25 protein-coding genes and 1 pseudogene are annotated in these 23,228 nt (G+C 31.5%); 14 read left to right on the plus strand and 12 right to left on the minus strand.

All coding sequences use genetic code 11. From position 1 onward, the window contains the following. From QWY88_RS11430 to QWY88_RS11465, 8 genes and pseudogenes are all read left to right on the plus strand, one after another. Positions 1-128: pseudogene (locus QWY88_RS11430) on the plus strand (dTDP-glucose 4,6-dehydratase); the annotation flags it as partial. Then, positions 125-898 carry a glucose-1-phosphate cytidylyltransferase gene (rfbF, locus tag QWY88_RS11435; RefSeq protein WP_304546529.1) on the plus strand — a complete coding sequence of 258 codons (774 nt, stop codon included), beginning with the start codon at positions 125-127 and terminating at the stop codon, positions 896-898. The pseudogene QWY88_RS11430 and the gene rfbF, both read left to right, overlap by 4 nt. Beyond that, positions 898-1,995 (plus strand): CDP-glucose 4,6-dehydratase, encoded by a 1,098-nt coding sequence (rfbG, locus tag QWY88_RS11440; protein ID WP_304546530.1) that lies wholly within the window; start codon positions 898-900, stop codon positions 1,993-1,995. The genes rfbF and rfbG overlap by 1 nt, the downstream gene beginning before the upstream one ends. Then, the gene (locus tag QWY88_RS11445; RefSeq protein WP_304546531.1) at positions 1,996-2,868 is read left to right on the plus strand and encodes an NAD-dependent epimerase/dehydratase family protein; all 873 of its coding nucleotides are present in this window, start codon (positions 1,996-1,998) and stop codon (positions 2,866-2,868) included. A gap of 1 nt (position 2,869) precedes the next feature. Then, complete coding sequence (gene rfbH, locus QWY88_RS11450; protein WP_304546552.1) at positions 2,870-4,201, plus strand: lipopolysaccharide biosynthesis protein RfbH; 1,332 nt, start codon at positions 2,870-2,872, stop codon at positions 4,199-4,201. Between the two features lie 10 nt (positions 4,202-4,211). After that, the gene (locus tag QWY88_RS11455) at positions 4,212-5,234 is read left to right on the plus strand and encodes a GDP-mannose 4,6-dehydratase (protein WP_304546532.1); all 1,023 of its coding nucleotides are present in this window, start codon (positions 4,212-4,214) and stop codon (positions 5,232-5,234) included. Next, positions 5,224-6,225 (plus strand): glycosyltransferase family 2 protein, encoded by a 1,002-nt coding sequence (locus QWY88_RS11460; RefSeq protein ID WP_304546533.1) that lies wholly within the window; start codon positions 5,224-5,226, stop codon positions 6,223-6,225. The genes QWY88_RS11455 and QWY88_RS11460 overlap by 11 nt, the downstream gene beginning before the upstream one ends. Before the next feature lie 2 nt (positions 6,226-6,227). Beyond that, complete coding sequence (locus QWY88_RS11465) at positions 6,228-7,199, plus strand: glycosyltransferase family 2 protein (protein ID WP_304546534.1); 972 nt, start codon at positions 6,228-6,230, stop codon at positions 7,197-7,199. 18 nt (positions 7,200-7,217) lie between these two features. Here the strand turns inward: QWY88_RS11465 and QWY88_RS11470 are convergent, their stop codons facing one another. The 3 genes from QWY88_RS11470 to QWY88_RS11480 are packed head-to-tail and all read right to left on the minus strand — an operon-like array spanning position 7,218 to position 9,756. Further along, positions 7,218-8,051, minus strand: coding sequence for a glycosyltransferase (locus tag QWY88_RS11470; protein ID WP_304546535.1), 834 nt, complete (start codon positions 8,049-8,051; stop codon positions 7,218-7,220). After that, complete coding sequence (locus QWY88_RS11475; RefSeq protein WP_304546536.1) at positions 8,041-9,120, minus strand: glycosyltransferase family 4 protein; 1,080 nt, start codon at positions 9,118-9,120, stop codon at positions 8,041-8,043. Before QWY88_RS11475 ends, QWY88_RS11470 begins: the two co-directional genes overlap by 11 nt. Next, positions 9,121-9,756: a DUF1919 domain-containing protein gene (locus QWY88_RS11480; RefSeq protein WP_304546537.1), complete on the minus strand. Its 636-nt coding sequence runs from the start codon at positions 9,754-9,756 to the stop codon at positions 9,121-9,123. A gap of 67 nt (positions 9,757-9,823) precedes the next feature. On the opposite strand from QWY88_RS11480, the gene QWY88_RS11485 reads away from it, so the two are divergent. Genes QWY88_RS11485 through QWY88_RS11495 form a run of 3 tightly spaced genes read left to right on the plus strand, consistent with a single transcriptional unit; the run spans position 9,824 to position 12,040 of the window. Beyond that, positions 9,824-10,567 carry a lipopolysaccharide kinase InaA family protein gene (locus QWY88_RS11485; protein ID WP_304546538.1) on the plus strand — a complete coding sequence of 248 codons (744 nt, stop codon included), beginning with the start codon at positions 9,824-9,826 and terminating at the stop codon, positions 10,565-10,567. Further along, entirely contained in the window at positions 10,557-11,288 is a 732-nt protein-coding gene (locus tag QWY88_RS11490) for a polysaccharide deacetylase family protein (protein ID WP_304546539.1), read from the plus strand. The genes QWY88_RS11485 and QWY88_RS11490 overlap by 11 nt, the downstream gene beginning before the upstream one ends. Continuing rightward, on the plus strand, positions 11,285-12,040 hold the full coding sequence (locus tag QWY88_RS11495) for a glycosyltransferase family 2 protein (RefSeq protein ID WP_304546540.1): 756 nt from the start codon (positions 11,285-11,287) through the stop codon (positions 12,038-12,040). Before QWY88_RS11490 ends, QWY88_RS11495 begins: the two co-directional genes overlap by 4 nt. Here the strand turns inward: QWY88_RS11495 and QWY88_RS11500 are convergent. Continuing rightward, entirely contained in the window at positions 12,026-12,991 is a 966-nt protein-coding gene (locus QWY88_RS11500) for a glycosyltransferase family 9 protein (RefSeq protein ID WP_304546541.1), read from the minus strand. The two genes, QWY88_RS11495 and QWY88_RS11500, sit on opposite strands and share 15 nt — an antisense overlap. 58 nt (positions 12,992-13,049) lie before the next feature. Between QWY88_RS11500 and QWY88_RS11505 the strand changes: the two genes are divergently transcribed. Both QWY88_RS11505 and waaF read left to right on the plus strand, forming a co-directional pair. Next, the gene (locus QWY88_RS11505; RefSeq protein WP_304546542.1) at positions 13,050-14,330 is read left to right on the plus strand and encodes a glycosyl hydrolase; all 1,281 of its coding nucleotides are present in this window, start codon (positions 13,050-13,052) and stop codon (positions 14,328-14,330) included. After that, positions 14,327-15,301: a lipopolysaccharide heptosyltransferase II gene (gene waaF, locus QWY88_RS11510; protein WP_304546543.1), complete on the plus strand. Its 975-nt coding sequence runs from the start codon at positions 14,327-14,329 to the stop codon at positions 15,299-15,301. Before QWY88_RS11505 ends, waaF begins: the two co-directional genes overlap by 4 nt. On the opposite strand, the gene QWY88_RS11515 is transcribed toward waaF, so the two are convergent. The 3 genes from QWY88_RS11515 to rfaD are packed head-to-tail and all read right to left on the minus strand — an operon-like array spanning position 15,290 to position 18,297. Beyond that, the gene (locus QWY88_RS11515) at positions 15,290-15,889 is read right to left on the minus strand and encodes a YfaZ family outer membrane protein (RefSeq protein ID WP_304546544.1); all 600 of its coding nucleotides are present in this window, start codon (positions 15,887-15,889) and stop codon (positions 15,290-15,292) included. The two genes, waaF and QWY88_RS11515, sit on opposite strands and share 12 nt — an antisense overlap. Beyond that, positions 15,883-17,289 (minus strand): D-glycero-beta-D-manno-heptose-7-phosphate kinase, encoded by a 1,407-nt coding sequence (gene rfaE1 / locus QWY88_RS11520; RefSeq protein ID WP_304546545.1) that lies wholly within the window; start codon positions 17,287-17,289, stop codon positions 15,883-15,885. Before rfaE1 ends, QWY88_RS11515 begins: the two co-directional genes overlap by 7 nt. Beyond that, complete coding sequence (gene rfaD / locus QWY88_RS11525; protein WP_304546546.1) at positions 17,290-18,297, minus strand: ADP-glyceromanno-heptose 6-epimerase; 1,008 nt, start codon at positions 18,295-18,297, stop codon at positions 17,290-17,292. A gap of 113 nt (positions 18,298-18,410) precedes the next feature. On the opposite strand from rfaD, the gene QWY88_RS11530 reads away from it, so the two are divergent. After that, positions 18,411-18,701, plus strand: a complete 291-nt coding sequence (locus tag QWY88_RS11530; RefSeq protein WP_193114225.1) for a c-type cytochrome — start codon at positions 18,411-18,413, stop codon at positions 18,699-18,701. A gap of 38 nt (positions 18,702-18,739) precedes the next feature. On the opposite strand, the gene ccoS is transcribed toward QWY88_RS11530, so the two are convergent. The 5 genes from ccoS to QWY88_RS11555 all read right to left on the minus strand — a co-directional run bounded on the left by ccoS (position 18,740) and on the right by QWY88_RS11555 (position 23,015). Next, on the minus strand, positions 18,740-18,958 hold the full coding sequence (gene ccoS / locus QWY88_RS11535) for a cbb3-type cytochrome oxidase assembly protein CcoS (protein WP_193114224.1): 219 nt from the start codon (positions 18,956-18,958) through the stop codon (positions 18,740-18,742). Between the two features lie 91 nt (positions 18,959-19,049). Then, positions 19,050-21,437, minus strand: a complete 2,388-nt coding sequence (locus QWY88_RS11540; RefSeq protein WP_304546547.1) for a heavy metal translocating P-type ATPase — start codon at positions 21,435-21,437, stop codon at positions 19,050-19,052. After that, positions 21,427-21,912, minus strand: coding sequence for an asparaginase domain-containing protein (locus tag QWY88_RS11545; RefSeq protein ID WP_304546548.1), 486 nt, complete (start codon positions 21,910-21,912; stop codon positions 21,427-21,429). Before QWY88_RS11545 ends, QWY88_RS11540 begins: the two co-directional genes overlap by 11 nt. Next, positions 21,896-22,420 carry a D-glycero-beta-D-manno-heptose 1,7-bisphosphate 7-phosphatase gene (gene gmhB, locus QWY88_RS11550; protein WP_304546549.1) on the minus strand — a complete coding sequence of 175 codons (525 nt, stop codon included), beginning with the start codon at positions 22,418-22,420 and terminating at the stop codon, positions 21,896-21,898. Before gmhB ends, QWY88_RS11545 begins: the two co-directional genes overlap by 17 nt. Then, on the minus strand, positions 22,413-23,015 hold the full coding sequence (locus tag QWY88_RS11555) for a D-sedoheptulose-7-phosphate isomerase (RefSeq protein WP_304546551.1): 603 nt from the start codon (positions 23,013-23,015) through the stop codon (positions 22,413-22,415). The genes gmhB and QWY88_RS11555 overlap by 8 nt, the downstream gene beginning before the upstream one ends. Between the last annotated feature and the right edge of the window lie 213 nt (positions 23,016-23,228).

Genomic DNA, 23,228 nt, shown 5'->3' on the forward strand with positions numbered 1-23,228 from the left:
ACAGACGTTATGCAATTGATGCTACAAAGTTAGAAAATGAACTTGGCTGGAAAGCTGATGAGAACTTTGATACTGGTATAGTTTTAACTGTTGATTGGTATTTAGGAAAGTATAAAGGAGAAATATGAAAGTCTTATTACTAGCAGGTGGATTAGGAACAAGATTAGCTGAAGAAACAGATTTACGCCCTAAACCAATGGTAGAAATAGGCGGTAAACCTATTCTTTGGCATATTATGAAAATATACTCCCAATATGGTTTTAATGATTTTGTAGTTCTTCTTGGGTATAAAGGGTACTATATAAAAGAATACTTTGCAAACTATTTTCTTCATCAAAGTGATGTTACTATTGATATGAAAAATGGAAAAATGGAAGTTTTAAATAACTCTAGTGAACCATGGAAAGTCACTCTACTTGATACTGGTTTTGATAGTATGACAGGCGGTAGAGTAAAAAGAGCTCAGAATTTTATAGGAAATGAACCCTTTATGCTAACTTATGGTGACGGTGTAAGTGACATAAATATTGAAGAATTAGTAAAGTTTCATAAAGCACATGGCAAAGCTATGACAATGACATCTGCTCAACCTGACGGAAGATTTGGTGCATTAAATATTGATGAACACAATCAAGTCCATGAATTTAAAGAAAAACCAAAAGGTGATGGTAACTGGATCAATGCAGGTTTCTTTGTATGTGAACCAAAAGTGTTTGATTACATCACCGAGGGTGATAGTACAGTGTTTGAACAAGCACCTTTAATGAATTTAGCTAAAGATGGTGAAATTTTCACTTTCAAACATGAAGGTTTTTGGAAACCTATGGATACATTAAAAGACAAAAATGATTTAAATAATCTATGGGATAAAGATAAAGCACCGTGGAAAGTATGGTAATGGAAAATCTTTTTTCTGGAGTTTATAAAAATAAAACTGTATTAGTTACTGGTCATAGTGGATTTAAAGGTTCCTGGCTTGTCTACTGGCTTCATAAAATGGGTGCTAAAGTTATAGGTTATTCATTAGAAGCTCCAACTGCTCCAAATCATATAGAATTATTAAATCTTGATATTGTGTCTATTATAGGAGATATTAGAGATTTGAAAAAGCTCAATGAAACATTTGAAACTTATAAACCTGATATTATTTTTCATCTAGCAGCACAACCTTTAGTAAGGCTTTCATATGAAGATCCTATAGAAACATATGAAACAAATGTTATCGGTACTTTAAAAGTATTTGAAGCTTGTAGAACCAATAATGTAAAAGCAATAGTAAATATTACAAGTGATAAAGCTTATGAAAATAAAGAGTGGATATGGGGATATAGAGAAAATGATCCTATGGGTGGTTATGATCCATATAGCTCTTCAAAAGGGTGTGCAGATTTACTAGCGAACTCATATAGAAATTCATACTTTAATATTAATGATTATAAAACCAAGCATAATACATTACTAGCTTCTTGTCGAGCCGGTAATGTAATTGGTGGTGGAGATTGGGCACAAGATAGACTAATAACAGACATTATGCTTTCAGTTAGTCAAGCTAAAAAAGTAAGTATAAGAAACCCATATGCTACAAGACCTTGGCAACATGTACTTGAACCATTAAGCGGTTACTTACATATTGGACAAAAACTATTAGAAGAGAAAAAAGAGTTTGGAGATGCGTGGAACTTTGGACCAAGTGATGAGGGAAGTATCACTGTTGAAGAAGTTGTAAAAAATGTAAAAAAACATTGGGATAAAATTGATTACGAAATCAATAAAGATCCAAACCAACCCCATGAAGCAAACCTACTCAAATTAGATTGTTCTAAAGCACATATCCTATTAAAATGGCAAGATGTATGGGATAGTGATACAACTTTTGAAAAAACTGTTAAATGGTATAAAGCTTACTATGAAAACAATGAATTATTAACACAATTCGATCTACAAAGTTATATAGCTGATGCTAGGTCAAAGAGCATAGAATGGGCGATTAGTTAAATGACAGTTTTATTAACAGGTTCAACAGGATTTTTAGGGAGTTATCTATTAAAATATTTTGTAAATGCCGGTTATAAAGTGATTGCTTTAAAAAGAACAACTTCTGATACCTATCGAATTGATAAATATTTAGATAGAGTTACTACCTATAATGTTGATACAATTAATGTAAATATGATTTTTAATAAACATCAAATAGATATTGTAATTAATACTGTCACAAATTATGGAAGAAAAGATACCAATATTTCCTCTATCATTGATACTAATTTAATGTTTGGATTAAAAGTATTGGAAGCATCTATTGATGCGAGAGTTAGAGCTTTTATCAATACTGATACTTTACTTGAAAGAAATATAAATACATATTCTCTTTCAAAAGCACAATTAGTGGATTGGATGCAGTTTTTATCAAATAAAAATACAAAAATTATTAATGTAAAAATTGAACATATGTACGGTCCATTAGATGATGAGAATAAATTTATTTATTGGCTTATTAATCAACTAAAACAAAATATTGATCAAATAGATTTAACTTCAGGCATTCAAAAAAGAGACTTCATATATATTGAAGATATTGTATCTGCATACAATACAATTATTGAAAATATTGAAAAACTTTCAAATTATGAAGAGTTTGAACTAGGAGCTGGAGAATCTATAGAAGTAAAAACTTTCATAGAAAAAATATATTCAGAACTTTCAAATAAACAAAGTTTAAGTACGAAGTTGAATTTTGGAGCTATTGCATATAGAGAAAATGAAAATATGAATATGATAGCTAATATAGAAAAATTAAAACAACTTGGATGGGCACCAAAAACGTCTATTGAAAATGGAATAAAAAATATACTAAATGGAGAAAGTTAAAATGACGCAACAAGAACAACTAAAACAAGAGATTTTACAAAAAACAAAAGAGTATTATGAATTAGTTCATAAACCACAACAGACAAAAGAGTTTATTGAAGGTAAATCTAGAGTTAATTATGCTGGAAGAGTATTTGATGAAACTGAGATGCAATACCTTGTAGATAGTAGTTTAGATTTTTGGCTTACATACGGTAATTATTCCAAAAAATTTGAAAAAGAACTTGCTAAATTTTTAAATGTAAGATGGGCATTTTTAGTAAATTCTGGAAGTTCTGCTAATCTTCTTGCATTTTACACCCTTACTTCTCCATTATTAGAAGATAGACAAATTAAACGTGGTGATGAAGTAATTACTGTAGCAGCTGGATTTCCAACAACGGTTGCTCCAATAGTCCAATATGGAGCAGTTCCTGTATTTGTGGATATGGAACTAACTTATGCAAATATCGATGTAAATGAACTTGAACGTGCTTTAAGCCCTAAAACAAAAGCTGTAATGATTGCTCATACATTAGGGAATCCTTTTAATATTAAGGCTGTTAAAGATTTCTGTGATAAACATAATCTTTGGCTTATAGAAGATAACTGTGACGCATTAGGTTCAACCTATGATGGCAGACCAACAGGAACATGGGGAGATATTGGTACAAGTAGTTTTTATCCTCCTCATCATATGACAATGGGTGAAGGTGGAGCAACTTACACTGACAATCCACTTCTTAAAAAGATAATGCTTTCACTTAGAGATTGGGGAAGAGATTGTTGGTGTGAAAGTGGTGTAGATAACACTTGTGGATGTAGGTTTACACAACAGTTTGGAACACTTCCAAAAGGGTATGATCATAAATATGTTTACTCACACTTTGGATTTAACTTAAAAGTTTCAGATATGCAAGCTGCTGTTGGATGTGCTCAACTTGAGAAGTTTCCTGCATTTGTAGAAAAAAGAAAAGAAAATCAAAAAAAACTTTATGATGGACTTAAAGATATTGAAGAACTTCAACTTGTAGAGACTCAACCAAATTCTGATCCAAGTTGGTTTGGATTTATGATGACACTTACAGAGAAAGCTAATTTTACAAGAAATGAAATTGTAGAATTTTTAGAAAACCATAATATTCAAACAAGAAATCTTTTTGCGGGAAATATGACAAGACACCCTATGTTTGATCATATGGAATTGAATAAAGATTATAGAGTTATTGGAGAACTTCCAAATACTAATAAAATTATGAATGATAGCTTTTGGATAGGACTATATCCTGGTATGGGTGATGAGGCTATTAATTATATGATTAAAAAAATTAGAGAGTATATAGAAAGTAAATAAAGGCAAGATAATGAAATATTTAATAACAGGTGGATGTGGTTTTTTAGGATCAAACATAGCGAGTGAAATCCTCAAACAAGGTGATGAATTAGTAGTATTTGATTCCCTTTATAGATTTGGTTCATATCAAAATAAAGAGTGGTTAGAATCTCAAGGAGAATTTGAGTTTATTCATGGAGACATTAGAAATACAAATGATGTTGAAAGAACTATAAAAACTCATAAACCTGATGTAATATATCATTTAGCTGGTCAAGTTGCTATGACTACATCAATTGCAGATCCACGAATGGATTTTGAAGTAAATGTAGGTGGAAGTTTCAATCTTCTGAATGCAGTTAGACTTTATAGCCCTGAAAGTACTATCATCTATTCATCCACAAATAAAGTGTATGGTGACTTAGAACAATACTCTTATGAAGAAGCAGATACAAGGTATCAATGTATAGATATGCCAAATGGATTTGACGAAAAAGTAACTCTTGATTTTCACTCTCCTTATGGGACCTCAAAAGGGAGTGCCGATCAATATATGCTTGACTTTGCAAGAATATATGACATAAAAACAGCTGTTTTTAGACACTCCTCTATGTTTGGTGGTAGACAGTTTGCTACTTATGATCAAGGTTGGCTTGGATGGTTTACTCAAAAAGCTATAGAAATAAAAACCAATACGCTAAAAGAACCATTTACTATTTCAGGGAATGGAAAACAAGTAAGAGATTTGCTATATGCTAGTGATTGTGTAGATCTTTATATAAAAGCTTCTAAAAAAATAGAAAGTATTAAAGGACAAGCTTTTAATATAGGTGGTGGGATGGAAAATTCATCTTCACTTTTAGAGCTTTTTTCTTTTTTAGAAACTGAACTAGATATTAAAATGACATATACTCAATTACCTCCAAGAGAGTCAGATCAAAGAGTTTTTGTTGCAGATATATCAAAAGCAAAAGCATTAATCGGTTGGGAACCGAAGGTCTCCAAAACAGAAGGCATTAGAAAAATGATTCAATGGATACAAAATGGACAATAAACCTTTATTAACTATAGCAATACCGACATATAATAGATCTGTACAGTTACAGAACACCCTGAATTCAATAATTAATCAAAGTAATTTTGACATATCTAAAATAGAAATCCTTATATCAGATAATGCTTCTCAAGACAATACAATAGATGTTGTTCAATCGTATCAAGAGAAATTTCCTTTTATTCACTATTACAAAAATGATGTTAATCTTGGTATTGATTACAATATTTACAAATGTGTAGATTTATCTAGAACAGACTATGTATATCTATTATCAGATGATGATATTTTGTTAGGGAATAGTATAAAAAAAATGTTAGAATTAATAGAAAACAATCCAAACATTTCCTTTTTTTATCTCAATGGAATTGGTTTTAAATTTGATGATAATAATCATAAAGTATTTTATGATAATCCAGTGATGCAAAACAAGGGAAATATATTATTTACAGATAAAAATAAATTTATAAATTTAATTAGATTACAATCAACTTTCATTTCTGCATTTTTATTACATAGAGAAACTTGGAATATTAATAGAAATAAAGAAAGACTCATTGGCACTGATATTTATTTAACTTATGACTTATTTCATCTGTTATCAAATTCAAAAAAATATATGTTCGTTAGTGAGCCATTAGTTGGCGTACATGAAAGCTATACCGCAGGAAACTATAGAATATTTCATGCATTTGCACATCAATGGCGACAACTATTACTTGAAGAAGCACCATCTATAGGCTTTGATCGCGATATAATGAAAAAAATTTTCAAACAAACATTAAAACATTTGAAAGGTAAGATAAAAGGAATAAAACAAGGAAATCTCAATTCAGAACTCGATTTCAAAACTTTAAAACTTATTTTTACTTCCTTATACGATACAAAAGTATTTTGGCTTTATATATTACCTGCTTTAATTAAGCCTAAGTTCATCTATAAACTTGAATTATTTTTAAATAATACTTTAAGATTAAAGAAAAAGTCATAACTATGAATATACAAGTTAGTGTAGTTTCAATAGCACTGTGTACATATAATGGAGAAAAATTTATTTCTCAACAACTTGATTCTATTTTAAAACAAACATATTCTCACCTAGAAATAATTATTGTTGATGACGGTTCAACCGATAAAACAGTTGAAATTCTTCAAAATTATAAAAACATAGATACTAGAATTAAATTTTTTCAAAATGAAAAAAATTTAGGATATGTCAAAAACTTTGAAAAAGCTATTTCATTATGTAAAGGTGATTATATTGCTTTAGCAGATCAAGATGATATTTGGAATACTCGAAAAATTGAGACTTTTCTTTCTAGAATCAAATCAAATGTTTTGATCTACTCCGATGCTGAACTTATTGATGATAATTCAAAAAATTTACATAAAAATTTAATCCAACCAGATAAACAGCTAGTAAAAGGGCATTCTCCTTTATCTTTCTTATTTGACAACTGTATATCTGGAAATACAATGATGTTTAAAAAAGAACTAGTTAAACATATCTTACCTATTCCAGATATTGTATCTTTTCATGATGTCTGGATTGCATATGTAGCATCTTCACTAAGTACTATTATATATACTAAAGAGTGTTTCACTTTTTACAGACGTTATAGTACTCAAGTCACTGCTGATATAGAACAAAAATACTCCAGTTTTAGTGATAAATTACAAGTAAAAAAAAGTAGATTTTTAAATGATGCAAAAAAAAGTATAGAACAATTCTCTGAATATAAAAAAGTTGCATTTAACAATACAAAATTAATAATTTTGCTTGATCTTCTTATAGAACATAACCAAAATTATCAGAAAGGCTTTTTTAATTTTACATTGTATAAGTTTTTACTACAACACCAAGATGAAATTTTTAAAATTAAAAATAAAAAACATTATAAAAGTCAGGCTAGAAAAGTTGCAGCAAAATTTAAACTGCACCAACTTTTGTTTTATTCAATGTAAATAAAAGTGTAAGCTTTATTATAATTTTTCCAAGCCAATTCGACATCGAAAAAATTTATTTTTTCGATTTTCAAGCATTTGAAGATCTTGCCCTCTATCATATTCAGATGCTTTTCGTTTATGAAATAAATGAAACTGATTTGCTATAAATCTTGCAGAGACAATTTTATATCCCAAACCTTCAAAGCGCCATTCCAGATCAGTATCTCCAGCCATTGCAGAATTTCCAAGTGCTTCATCAAATCCATTTATATCAACCATAGCTGCTTTATAGCAAGACATATTACAACCAAGTAATGGAAATTTTTTCTTTCTCAATTTCTTCATAAGAGTGTGAATCAAACCATTAATATGGATACTGAATCCTTCTTCTGTATGTCTTTCTATAGAAGCATCTTTTTGTATAGAAAAATACTTGAACATAAAACTTTTTTCTAGTTCTAAAGGATCTAATACTTTTTCTCTTAAATAGTTTGAATACTGTGGTCCTAAATTCACTCTTCTACCAGAAACTACAGTTTTCTCAGCAGAGAGTATCACATGATTTTCAATAAAGTTACTATATAAAATACAATCACCATCTATAAAAATCAAGTACTCTCCTGAACTATGTCTAATTGCATTATTTTGACTAACTGATTTTCTAACTCCATTGTCTTCTTGAATTGTATGAACTATTGAAAAATCATATTTTGTTTGTGCTATATCCACAGCTTTAGCCATTTCAATACTCTCTCCATCTTCAGCTACAACAACTTCAAAATTTTTATACGTCTGATATTCTAATGATCTAAAAATCAATTCTAATGCTTCTGTATCTTTATAAACAGCGATAATAATACTAACTTTCACTAAGTATCCTATATAATTTTTCTAATTGAATAGCTCTATCAAACGTTGTCCTTACTTTTTCAAAAGCTTTTGTAACTAATAATTTTTTCAATTCTTTATTGCTATATAAAAGATTTATTTTTTCTACTAAATCATCAACTGTTCGATTAAATAACAAACCATCTTCACCATCAGTAATTATCTCTAATGGTCCACCTTTTTTAGTGGCTATTACAGGTATCTTATTTGCCATAGCTTCAATCACTACTAAACCAAAAGTTTCATGTTCAGTCGCAAGAATATTGACATCAAAAAGTTTTAAATGTTCTGCCACATCTTTAGTAAAACCAGAAAAAATAACTTTATCTTCAATATCAGCTTCTATTATATACTGTTTAAGTTTTGCTAAGTATTGTTCATCCATCGCAGAACCAACAATTAGAACTACTATGTCAAGTTCTTTTAATTTTTCAATAACTTCAAGAACCATCCATTGCCCTTTTGGTTCTTCTATTCTTCCAATAATTCCGACAACAAACTTATCTTGAAGCGCATACTTAGCACGTAACTGCTGGACTTTTTGTTCATCAACTTCAGGTATATCAGTTCCAAGATATATCATCTCAATTTTTGGTCGAATACCTTCAGGTATAAATTTTTCAAGTTCTGTTTTCACTTCTAAAGTAACAGCATGCATCATGTCTATATTTCTATAGAGCCACTTATGATAAAAGTCATCTTTAAATCGTGTCATTCGCATATGACGACTTTGTACCAACTTTGTTTTTCTTTTACTCAAAAGTTTTGCTAAAACAGCAGTTAATATATCTTTTGTCCAATGAAAATGAACTATATCTATTTCATTTTGATCAATATACTTTGCTAATTTTAAAGCTGGAAATATTGGGAAGAACTTGTTTCGTTTTATATGAAACTTGTCTTCATTATCAAAATAATTATCAAGTTTAGAATCAGGAGACACAACAAGCTTACAAGTATTTTTTTTAGAAAAATCTTCATAACAAGTTGCTACAAACATCTCTAATCCACCTAAACCATCTGCCAAACAAAGTTCTAATATATTTTTCATCTACTTTAACCCATTTATAAAATCATTGGAATTAAAATATTTTGCAGAGTATTTCCACTCATCACGTACTCGTCCTTTAGATGCAAATTCTGGTAAGTATACATTACAATCAACTTCCGGAAGTTCTTTAGATGTAAACATAATCTTATTTTTATATGGTAAATTGCAAAATTCTTTACCCATCCACTCTTCAAAAAGATCACCATCACTAAATTTAAATACTAGTTTATTAGGATTTATCCTTTTTATTCTTCTCATCCATTTGTCATATGCATCTTCTTTTGTTTTGTAATGGAGGAAGTGAACTTCATATTTTTGATCAATAACACCAATTGGATAATTATCTTCATAAATACCAATACGAATAAGTTCATCTTTAAATTTTGACTCAGAGTGTTCAATAAAACTTAGTTTTTCTAAAGTTTCTATTGAAAAGTTTTTCACTAACTTTATGTAATCAGGTGCAAAAAGAAGCAAATTTACAAAAGGTGACTTATATGGAATTCCATATTTTTTATAAAGAAAAGTACCCCAACAATTATTTGATATAATTGAAAAATCATCTTCCTTTATAAATAATCGATTTATTTTAGCTTTTACAAATTTTTCTATTTTTCTTGCAAATTCTATTCTCATAAACTCTCTTTAGACTCTTATTTAGGGTATAATACCTATTATTAGGTTTAGGTACACTTATATTATTATGCATAAATATATATTAAATAAAAAAAATGAAGAATTTAGCGACTTTATTCTCAATATTAGAACTTTTTTTTCCAAGAATACTGAGAGTATCCATAAAGCAAGGAATGAATTAAAAATAATTAATTACAAAGATACAAATGTTGTAGTTAAATCTTTTAAGGTCCCAAATTTAGTTCGAAGATTTATATACACTTTTTTGAGAGATTCAAAAGCAAAAAAATCTTATGACAATTCATTAAAAATTGGAAGCTTCACACCGGAACCAATAGGATATATTGAATTTTACAAAAATTTTTTATTAGCAGATAGTTATTTTATAGCAAAAAAATTTGATTATGATTTTACTATCAAAGAGCCTATAGTTAATCAAGACTTTCCAAACAGAGAAAAGATTTTTCAAGAACTAGCACAATTCACATTTCAACTACACCAAAACAATATTTTTCATAAAGACTTTAGTCCAGGAAATATCTTAATAAAACAAGAAGAAGAAAAATATATTTTTAAAATAGTAGATATCAATAGAATGACATTTAAGCGACTTAGTATTCAAGAACGATTTAAAAATTTTTCAAAACTTTGGATGCGCGATAAAGATATGGAAATAATTGCTAAAGAATATGCAAAACTTTTAAAAGAAGATGAAACTAAATGTATTGATTTAGCTATAGACTATTCCAGAGCATTAAAAAGAAAAATCAATATGAAAAAACGATTAAAAGGAATCGAAGTTGTTGATTAGTGTAATGTATCATCATGTAAATAGTGATAGATGTAGTAATGACTTAAATATGTTAAAACAACATCTAAAATACATAAGTAAAAATTTCACAAGTGTATTTCCTACATTTGAAAAACTTCCCAAAAAACCAATTTGTCTTGTATTTGATGATGGCTACTATGACTTTTATAAGTATATCTATCCACTTCTTAAAGAATTTAATCTCAAGGCCTTATTAGCTGTAGTTCCTAAATACATTTTACCAGATACTGACAAAAATGAGCTCTCAAGACTTAATCATGAGCATAATGAACTTTTTAACGAATATAAAAATGCTACATTTTGTACATACAAAGAATTAAAAGAGATGAATGATAGCGGACTTGTTCAGATTGTTTCCCATTCCTACAATCATAAAAACCTACTTGAAGAAAATATTGATTTAGATGAAGAACTTATTAAATCTAAAAATGAAATTGAAGAACATCTTGGTATAAAAGTAGAAAGTTTTGTTTTTCCTTTTGGTAAATATAATCAAATAGTCTTAGATGAAACACTTAAACATTACAAATATGCTTTTCGAATAGGTAATGGACTAAATAAAGATTTTCATGGTATAAATAATGTCATCTATAGAATTGATGGTGATTTCTTAAATGCACCAGATGAAATCTTTTTGAATAAAAACATATTAAAATACAAATTTAAATCTTTCATTAAACGTATAATTGGAAATTCATGAATAATATATCTGTAGTAGTTCTTACAAAAAATAATGAAGTGACAATAGAAAGAACTCTTAAAAGTCTTGAAAATTTTGAAGATGTCGTAGTTTATGATAACGGTTCATCTGATCAAACAATGGAGATTGTAAAAAGATTTTCAAATGTCAACCTTATTGAAGGTGAATTCAACGGTTTCGGCTGGACAAAAAACCAAGCAGCCTCTTTTGCAAAAAATGAGTGGATCCTAATAATTGACAGTGATGAAGTTGTAGATGAACAACTCTTTCAAACACTTCAATCTAAAGAGCTCAATCCAGATACAGTATATCAACTTAACTTCAAAGCTTTTTACAAAGATATTCAGGTGAGATACTGCGGTTGGAATAACCAGAAGATCAAAAGACTCTATAACAAAACGAAAACTTCTTACAATGCCAATGATGTTCACGAAGATATCATAACAGATGGTTTTACGATCGAACTATTAAATGGAAACGTAGAACACTATAGTTACCAGTCAATCGAACAATTTGTCAATAAAGCAAATAGATACTCAACTCTTTTTGCAAAGAACAATGTTGGGAAAAAATCTTCATCCCCTGCAAAAGCATGTTTTAACGGAGCATATTCATTTATAAAAACTTATATTTTCAAGCAGGGTTTCCGTGACGGGTATGTAGGGCTTATTATCGCTTATTCTCACATGGTAACTAACTTTTACAAGTACATCAAACTCTATGAACTTAACAAAGAGTTAAAAGGAGACTAACTCTTTTTTCACCTCTTCAAAAATAGCTTGGCGCTTTTGCTCATCAACTGGGAGCATATAGTGTTTTTGAAGTTTTTCATCCCCTACACTCTTCCATCGCTTAGCACTGGCAAACAAAGAGTCTCCAAAAAATGTCATCGTTGCAGTTCCGACTAAACTAGCTACATGATAAGTTCCCGTTGAAGTGGAAACAAAGAGTTTAAAATTACTAATTAGTTTTGCAAAAGTAATGAGTCCATCGGTTGAAAGATAAAAAATAATATGTTCTCCTGAGAGTCTTCTTTGCATCTCTTCACAAAGCCCTTTTTCATCCGGACCGAATGTAAGTATAACTTGGTATTTCTCCTGATTTAAAACTTCACGAATAAGGATCTCATACTCACTCAAGTTCCAGTTAGCATCAGAAGAACCGCCAAAACCGACATGAAAAGCAATAACATCTTTTTCTATACTGTTATCTTCACAAAACTTTGCATAGATCTCTTTAGCATCATCAAATTGTAAAAGCGGCTTTGGAAACTCTAGAGAGATGTCAGGAAATAGTTCACGTGTTAGTTGTAGGTTGTATTCAAACTCAGCCATTTTCACTTCGCTGCGTCTTTGTATTACTCTTTTATTATAAAAAATTTGCGCTACTTTTGTCGCTGGGGCTATTCTTGTTTTTATCCTTGCAAAAAATTGAGCAAGAGCTACACGTGTGTTTGAAAAAAGTGTGATCGAGGCATCTATCTTGGCTTGTTTTATTTTAGAAGCAAGTGAAAATACAGAACTATCTTTTTCATCGACAATCACCTCATCTATAAACTCACAACTCTCAGCCAACGCTTTATTTAAAGGTGCTACCAACACTACAATTCTGTTGTTTCGATCATAATTTTTAAGCACATAAATTGAGGGAAGTGCCGTTATAAAGTCACCGAGTTTATCATTTCTTACTACTAAAATATTCATTATTACAAACCATATTAATTTAGTGATATATTATCTTAAAAAAGATATAATTGCACTTATGAATGAACCTTTTAAGTGGGATAACTATTCCGATCAACCGGCAATTATAAAAGATAGAAACTTTAAAAAGAAAATGAGAAAAAAAGAGCTTTTCTCATTAATAAAAACAGTACTGCTCTCCCTAATCATCCTCCCCCTTTCCGTAATGGCTATGCCATTTGTCAAGAGAAAAATAGTAGATTCTAAAAACTTTTTTACTTTAGGTGTTGATTTTCAAAGAGAAAGCCAAAAAACTTTAGAGTATATAGATGAACTGGGTGTTGAGAGTATCTTACTTAGATGTAAACTTTGGGAGATGGAAAGCTTAGATGAGCTGATAAGCTTTACAGATAACTGTAAAGAGAAACAAATTACACTAAAAATTATGCAAGATCGGGAGCATATTGAAGATTTAGCACTATTAAAAGATGATCTAAGAAAGATCTTCTCTACCTTATCTTCAAATGTAGATATCTTTGAGATTGGTACTACGATCAATCGTGCAAAATGGGGCTTTTTCAGTGTTGATGAATATCTCAAATTTTTTCAAGTTGCCTATGATCTTAAAAATGATGAATTTCCGGATCTAAATCTGATAGGGAGTGATGTCATTGATTTTGAGTACCATTTCACAGCCCATACCCTCTTTAACTTTTTTAAATTAAAATACGACGGTATTGCATCGCTTCTTTATGTCGATAGACGCGGTGCCCCTGAGAATATACAACTTGGATTTACACTCTCAGATAAAATAGCGCTTCTTGGAAGTATGATCACTTTGAGTCCAAAAGCAGAACATAAACTCTACATTACTGAAACAAACTGGCCGATTCAAGGTACTGCACCTTATGCACCCACAAGTGAATATGAGTGTATCAGTGAAGATATGTATGCAAACTATATGTTGCGTTACTATCTTTTAGCTTTTGCATCTCAACAGGTAGATTATGTCTCTTGGCATCAGTTAATCGCACCGGGTTACGGCCTTATTGACAACAGAGACGGGCTCAAAAAACGTGAAGCATTTAATACATATGCTTATATGGTTAAAACGCTTAAAAATGCTCAGTTCCTAAGACTTGATATAAAAAGAGACTATTACATACTTCAAGCATGGGTAGATGAACAACTTCTACAGATACACTGGTCATTAAAAGATACGACACTTAAAAATGAAGATTTTTTTGAAGTGTACGATAAAAATGGTATTGCGATCGAAGATGAGAGATTAAAGATCGGTGCTTCGCCACTGTATATTTTTATAACTGAAGAAGTTGGAGAAAAGGTGAATTGTTTATGAGAATATTAGTAGTACTTCCAAACTGGCTAGGTGATGCGGTGATGGCTACACCGGCAATAGAACTTTTAGGAAAATATTATCCAGATGCTAAATTTACATTTATTGGAAGTTATGTAAGTATCGAAGCTCTCAAACACCATCCACTTTGTGAATCGGCGATCGTAGATGAAACAAAAAAAGCCTCTTCACGTTTGGCGGCTACTTATAAACTAGCAAAACAACTCGGTCGTTTTGATTTAGCAATTACATTCAGAAATCAGATCCATTCATCTACACTTTTGCGTTTTACAGATACAGTTCTAACCCTTGCACGAAGATCATGGCATTCGCAACTTTTACTTTCACATACACCTAAAATTAAAACAAACCAACATCTAGTGCAACAATATTCTGAGCTTGCGATGGTTAATGTCGACAACTATGATGGTGAAGTTCCAGCTCTTAAACTCTATATAGAGCCAAATAGTTTTGAAAAGCCTACTTTAGGTATCAATGCCGGAGCTACATACGGAAGTGCAAAACGGTGGTACCCTGAACGTTTTGCTCAAGTTGCCGGATACTTTAAAGATAAGTACGACATCTTAATTTTTGGTGGACCGAATGAAGTTGAGATGGCAAAAGAGATCGAAGAGAACCTTATCTCTTTAGGAGTTACAAATTATAAAAACATTGCAGGCAAGACTACGATCGAAGAGTTATGTGCAAATATCGCAGGCTGTTCATTATTTATTACAAATGACAGTGGTCCGATGCATGTAGCAGCTGCTTATCAAGTCCCAACTGTCACTATTTTCGGTCCAACAAAATATAAAGAAACTTCACAATGGAAAAACGAAAAAAGTGTAATTGTAAGACATGAGATGGATTGTAGTCCATGTATGAAGAGAGAATGCCCGCTGAAGCATCATGATTGTATGAAAAGTATAACAGCTTCGGAAGTTATCGAAGCTGTTAAGTCTTTAGAACTTTAGTTTAAAACCTACATATCCAGAACGATTATATCTAAAATCACCATTTGATACATCATAGTTAGTTTCTATATTTCTGTACCCTAAAGTAATATTTCCGTTTGGAATCACTTCTAGATCGAAGCTGATTCTAGTCTCTAAATAACTATCTGCATCCTTCATTGCTAAAACTTGTGGAGCATAATATACAGCAGCATTTAAATGCATAGGTACAAACTCTTTTGCTGAAATTGTATATGAGCCTTCTACACCTAAAGGGATAGAAATGAAGTCAAGTGAACCTACTTGAGTATAATTCAATTTTGCACCCATACCGAGTTTAAAACCACTATTACCAACCTCTTTCATCATCAAAATATTTGCCTCAAGAAGTGGATCTATATTTGCATTATCCTGTTCTGAGTGGTCTGCATCAGCATTTAAAAATCTAGCACCAACAAATATAGTATTTGGTTCAACTGTATCGTTGAACTGCCCCATATCAAACTGTGCTCCAACTTCTAAATCTTTATCATTAATATTAATCTCTGCAGTGTGAAGTGCAAATGCAGATGCTGCACAAACACTTAAGATTGTTATTTTTTTTAACATGTCTGTCCTTGAATTTTTTCTATGGTTTTTGTCGTACTTTTGCCATCGACAAAGTCAACGAGTTTTAATTCTTTAGCAAATTCTGTTCCGACAACAACTTTACCTTCATAATCTCCACCCTTGACCAATACATCTGGCTCAATCAGTTTAATAAGCTCATACGGTGTATCATCCTCAAATGGTACAACAAAGTCAACCGCTTCCAAAGCCGCAAGTAAGTACGCTCTGTCTTCAGCAATGTTTACAGGACGAGTTGGCCCCTTAAGACGTGAAACTGATTCATCTGAGTTTAGACCAACAATTAGGATATCTCCAAAACTTTTTGCAACTTGTAGATACTTTACATGTCCAACGTGTAAGATGTCAAAACAGCCGTTTGTAAATACTACTTTTTTCCCATTAGCTTTATATCTGTCAACAAGACGTTTAATATCTTCAAAACTCTTAATATGTGCATCAGATGTAGATTTATGTAAAGAGGCTTCATACTCTTTAATCTCATCTATAGTCACAGTAGCACTACCAATTTTTCCAACAACTACACCTGCTGCTAGATTTGCAAATGCTGCAGCATCTTCGATCGATTTGCCAAGACTCAGTGCATATGCCATAGATGCAATTACCGTATCACCCGCACCAGTTACATCAAAAACCTCTTTTGCAACAGTTGGTGAGATATGCAGTTTTTCATCATATGTCGCAATACCGTCTTCACTTAACGTAATCATAGAGATATCAAGATCACACTCTTGTTTTAATTTTAAAAGTGCATCTGTCAAAGAGTTTTCATCGATAATATCTATCGCTGTAGCAAGTTGTGCTTCTTTTTTATTTGGTGTCAAAAGGTAAGCACCCTTATATTTAGAAAAATCTTTCCCTTTTGGATCAACAAGTACTTTTTTATTTTTTGACTTAGCTAAAGAGATAATAGCTTGACATAATTCTTCTGTTAAAACACCTTTGCCGTAATCAGATAAAATAATTGCATCAAAATCTTCTAGTTCATTTTTTAAAGACTCTACAATGTCTTTTGTTGATGTAGGTAAGATATCATCTTTTGACTCTTTGTCATAACGAAGTATCTGTTGACTCACAGCAATGATACGAGATTTTTTTGAAGTATGACGTCCCTCTTGGATCACCAAGTTAGAAGTATCTACTGATATATCTTGAAGCATACGAGTCAGTTCAGCCCCATTTTCATCATTACCGATTACACTCGCTACACTTACCTCTGCACCTAAAGATTTAAGGTTATTTATAACATTTCCGGCACCGCCAAGTACTGATGTTTCTTTTGCAACATCGACCACTTGAACTGGTGCTTCCGGAGAGATACGTTCACAAGAGCCCCACAAATAGTGGTCAATCATTAAATCACCGACAACAAGTATTTTCATCTATTTTTTCACTTCTGTTTCATAAATACGTTTAATCTCAGCAACATAGGCTTTGATACCGCCTTCCATCTCATATGCCGGAGCATATCCTAAAAACTCTTTCGTATCTTCAATGTCTGCCTGTGTAAAAAACTGATATGAACCTACATAAGGGTTTGGAATATATTCACAAGTAAGTGTAGTTCCTAACTCACTTTGTAATATATCTACGATATCCTGAAAACTTCTAGCTTTCCCTGTCCCAACATTATATACACCGCTTTTCTTCGGTGCCATCGCTTTAATATTTGCCTGGATAATATCCTCGATATAAATAAAATCTCTTAAAATTTTATCACTTCCGTCAAACAAACGAGGATTTTTTCCGCTCAAAAGCTGGTGACCAAACTGTAAAACCATTGAAGCAGTCGTATTTTTAAAGTACTCTCTTGGACCGTAAACATTAAAGTATCTAAGACCGACTATAGAGATATCACTTGTTTTCATATATTCATAAGCAATATTATCCATCATCACTTTTGAAAATCCGTACACATTATTTGGTTCTTCATGACCAACTTTAAAAGTATCACTACCACCGTATGTAGCAGCTGAAGAAGCATAAATCATATTTGCTTTATGCGCAACAGCAAGATCTAGTAGATCTTTGAAAGCATTTACATTTGTTTTAATCATTAAGTCTTGTTCTAACGCTGTAGTATCAGAGATCGCTGCTTCATGAAAAATATAGTCAAATTTATAGTCAGCTTCTAATGTAAGGAGAAGGTCTTGATCATTTATATCACCACTAATTACTTCACCGTTAAAACCTATTAAATTTTTAAAATGTCCAAAAGATTTTAAGTTCCCATTACTTAATGTTTCACCACTTCTAAAGCAATCCAATACTACAACTTTTGCCTCTGGATGATTGTGTTGAAAGTAAAAAGCTAAATTACTCCCAATAAATCCTGCACCACCTGTAATAAGTATAGTTTTATCTTTTAAATCATCTTCAATGTATCTCATTTTCACATCCATAAATATCTTTTCTAAATATAATAATACCTTTATCTTTATTAACAAGTATTTAAGACTTGAAGTAATATAATGTAGCCGAAACTTTAAATTAAGGAAATAAAATGAAAAAACTACTAGTTGCTTCAATCGCTGCTGCTGCAGTATCAACTATGGCTATGGCTGCACCTGTTAACGGTAAAGCTTGTGCAGCATGTCACGGTGCTAACTGGGAAAAACACGCAATGGGTAAATCTAAAGTTGTTGCAGATATGACTCATGCAGAAATTGCTGATGCTCTTAAAGGTTACAAAGCTGGTACTTACGGTGGACCAATGAAAGGTGTTATGAAAGGTCAAGTAGCTAAATACTCTGACGCTGAATTAGACGCTTTCTCACAAACTATCGGTAAATAATTTTACTTTTTTTCGAGTTGCCTTTTGGCAACTCACTTCTATTCCGGTTTATAAACTTTTTTTCTTAACTCTTCTTTCTTTTTTTCTTGATTGATTGCATCATTTAAATCTTCTTCATTATCAAACTTAACAGCATTTAAAAATTTTTCTTCATCATCAAATTGACCATTTTTTAATCCCCATAAAAAAGCGATAAGTGCCACACCACCTAAAAGTAATGAAGCCCCTAACATCATTGCTACAACCCAGTTATCCATTTAAAGTTCCTTTTATACTTAAAATCATTTTGATGAGTATATTTTATTCAAAAAATATTGCCAGAAAAATAATAGATTTTCAGTGATTTCCTTACTTGTTCCACTTCATCTTAATTCTCATAGAGTTTCCTACAACAAGTAGTGAACTTACACTCATCGAGATAGCAGCTACCAATGGAATAATTAAACCTGCCATTGCGAGAGGAATAGTAATACCGTTATATACTAAAGAGATAGCAAAATTTTGCTTGATTAATGTAAATGTAGTCTTTGCGATCTTAAATGAGTCAAGTAAAGACCTAAGTGAGTCATTCAATAATACTACGTCACCTACATCTATCGCAATATCACTTCCGCTTCCCATAACAATTCCTATATCTGCTTTAGCAAGAGCTAGGATATCGTTGACACCATCACCAACCATCACTACAACTTTCTCGTCTTTATGAAGTTTATCTATAAAAGCTAGTTTTTCTTCTGGCGTGAGTTCAAAATGTATTTGAGATATTCCAACTTTCTCTCCTACGTATAGTGCAGATTTTTGATGGTCACCTGTAAGCATAACAGTTTCTATACCTTTAGTATGTAATGTATCTACTAACTCTTTTGCACCATCTTTGATTTTATCTTCAAGCTCGTAAACCGCTACAATCTTTTTATCTATAGCAAAATAAAAAAGCGTCTTATCACTTTCAAAACTACTCTCAACTCCATTTTCCTGCATAAGTTTATAATTACCACCTACTATAAGTGAACCATTAACTCTTGCGACTATACCTTTTGCAGGGATCTGCATATATTCATCAAAAAGTATTTCATCTTCTGCCTGAACAAATTTTTTTACACCCTGAGCAACCGGATGTTTAGAAGTTTTTACAAGGGAGTATAAAACTGTTTTATCAAACTCATGAAAAATATTTTCTTTTACAACTTCAGGTTTTCCATGTGTCAATGTTCCTGTTTTATCAAGCACAAGCACATCTGCTTTTGCCATAGTCTCTAACTGTGCAGCTTCTTTAAAAAGTATCCCTTTTTTTGCACCAAGACTCAGCCCCACTAATGTTGCAACAGGAGTCGCTAGTCCCAATGCACAAGGACAGGCGATAATAATAACAGATATACCTACCATTAAAGCTGTCTCAAAATCATGAGGCCATAACCACCAAACAAAGAATGTTATAAATGATAAAGCTAAAATAGTTGTAGAGAAATGTTCTGAGAGTTTATTGGCAAGTTGTTCTATTTTTGGTTTTTTGTTGATCGCGCTTTCTAGTAAAGTAACTAAATTTGAAAGTGTAGAGTGTTCAAAATCTTTTGTCGCTTTATACTGGACATCAGCATCTATACTGATTGTTCCACTTATTACCTTATCTCCTATTTTTTTATAAATAGGTTCACTTTCACCAGTTAAGTTTGATTCGTCAAAAGAGCCTTCACCTTTGAGTATCTCTCCATCGATCAATACTCGCTCACCCGAACTTACAACGACAATATCTCCGACAGAAATATCTTCCAATTTAATTGATTCAATCTTCCCGTTTTGAAGCACTTTTACTTCACTAGGTAAATGTTTACCTATGACATCTAAAGTATCTACTGCACTTTTTTTACTAAGAACTTCTAAAAATTTTCCGATGAGAACAAAAGTAATGATCATACTTACAGAGTCAAAATAGGCCTCTCCACGCTCCATTACGGTAATATATACAGAATATACATACGTTAACAGAGCACCTGTCGCAACAAGTAGATCCATATTGACAACTTTATTACGTAGTCCATAATATGCACCTCTAAAGAACACCCATCCACTATAAAAAAGTACAGGTGTAGCAAGCACACCTTCTGCTATATTTAAAATAGTCTTCATCTCTTGGGTAATCCCGGTAAAATATCCAGCATATTGTGCAACTGCTATCCACATAACATTCATTGCCGCAAAAATAGCAACTGCCATGCGAAGATAGTAATCTTTTCTCACTTTGTTAGCATGTGCCTCTTGTAATGAAGCATCATAAGGAAAAGCATTATAACCGATAGCACGAATCATATCTATAATTTGAGAAAGTTTTACAACATCATCAGCCCATACTATATGTGCTTTGTTATTTGTAAAATTGATATTAGCCTCAACAACTCCATCCATTTTATGAAGTGCCTTTTCATTTAGCCATACACAAGCAGAACAATGGATACCCTCAATTATCAATGATACTTCAGAGAATCCATCACTATTTATTTTTACAAACTTATCATAAAATGCAGGTGCGTTAAAATTAGAAGAGTCTTCATATTGTAGTGTAGGAGGAGCTAGTTTAACATTTTTTGCTTTATCATAAAAACTATCAAGTCCTTCATCAGTTAATAGATGGTAGACACCTTGACAACCATTACAACAAAAATAGTGTTCACCGTCTTTAATCATTACATCCGGGCTAAACTCTAAATGACAATGGTCACACGCTATCTTATCTGACAATTTCAAACTTCCCTAATTCTCTATTTTTCTTTATTTTATTCCAAGGAGCAATTTTTCCGTTCATACAGATATAGACTCCTGCATTCTCCTGATGTTCAGCAAATCCTATAGACATTCCTAAGTTGAAACTAGCTTCTGCTTTTTCTATACTAAAAGGTTTCATTGCACCTGTTAGTACAATTACCCTGTCATCAAAAATTTGGTCCAGAAACTCTGCCGTTACATCCATAGTATCAGTACCATGTACTATGACAAATTCAGCTTCGTCGCTTTGAGATATAATTTGTGCAATTCTTTTTCTGTCTTCTATGTCCATATCCAAACTATCTTTATAAACAACACCAGCCATCAAATAGTTTACTTTTGAAGCTGCCAATATCTCATCTATAGCTAAATTATCATATGGGACTTCTAACTCACCGCTTTTATCATTATAACGTTTGTTAAATGTTCCTCCACTATTGAGAATCAACATCTATGATCTCCTTTAAAGTTGATACAATTTTTGTAGCTTTTGATCTGTTAACCTTTTTTGACTCATCAAAGAGATAAGTCGTTTGTAAACCAGCATTTAGTCCAGCTTCGATATCTCTCTCTTTATCTCCAACTATTATGGAGTTTTTTAAATCAATATCATACTCTTTAGCTGCTTGCAATAACATTCCGGCTTCAGGTTTTCTACATATGCACGCATCAGAAAAATTTGGGTGGTGAGGACAATGGTATATATCTGTTATATTAACACCATTATCTTTAAACTCATTTATCATCCAATTTGACAACAAAGTAAAATCATTTTCAGTATAAAAACCTCTGGCAATTCCAGATTGATTTGTAACTACAAAAATTTTATAACCTTTAGATTGGTAGTAATTACACAGTTCAAAAATACCCTCAATAAATTCGAAATCTTCTATTTTATAAAGATATTCTTTCTCTGTATTTATAACACCGTCACGGTCTAAAAATAAAGCTTTATGCATCTATAGTTGTCTTGATTCCGTCCCCAAATATCTCTTGTTCTATAATATCACAAAGGATATGACCGATTAAAATATGAGATTCTTGAATACGCGGTGTAGAATTTGATGGTACTACAATAGCCATATCCGCATCCTTGGCCATTTGACCACCATCTTTACCTGTCAGTGCAACAGTATAAATACCTTTTTTCTTAGCCGATTCAAAAGCTTTTAATAAATTAATTGAATTTCCAGATGTAGATATACCTATAAAGATATCCCCTTCTTGACCCATACCTTCAAGCTGACGTGAAAAAATATAATCATATCCGTAATCATTTCCAATAGCTGTTAAGTTTGATGTATCTGTAGTTAGTGCTAAAGATGGTATAGAAGCTCTGTCAAATCCATATCTACCAACTAATTCAGCTGCAATATGTTGTGCATCAGCTGCACTTCCACCATTACCCGCAAGTATAGTTTTTTTGTTTGTTTGATATAGTTCAACACACTTTTTGGCCAACTCTTCAATTTTAGAAATTAAAGCATCATTTTCATAAATAGCTTGTTTAGTTTCGTAAGACTTTTTAATTTGATCTTTTATATATTCTTTCATTTTAAATCCCATGTACGTAGTACGTAATAATAGCATATTTATACTAATTAGATTAAAAAAGGGATAAGAGTATGATGAAAAAAATCAGTAAAGTAAAATCAAGAAAGATAGTTAATAAATTGTATAATGATAGTGATAGTAAATTAAATGATTGATTGATAAAAAGGGAGATTATATAATTTGATCGAACTAGGCAGCGACCTACATTCCCAC

This window comes from Sulfurimonas sp. hsl 1-7 (genome assembly GCF_030577135.1).
Lineage (GTDB): Bacteria > Campylobacterota > Campylobacteria > Campylobacterales > Sulfurimonadaceae > Sulfurimonas > Sulfurimonas microaerophilus.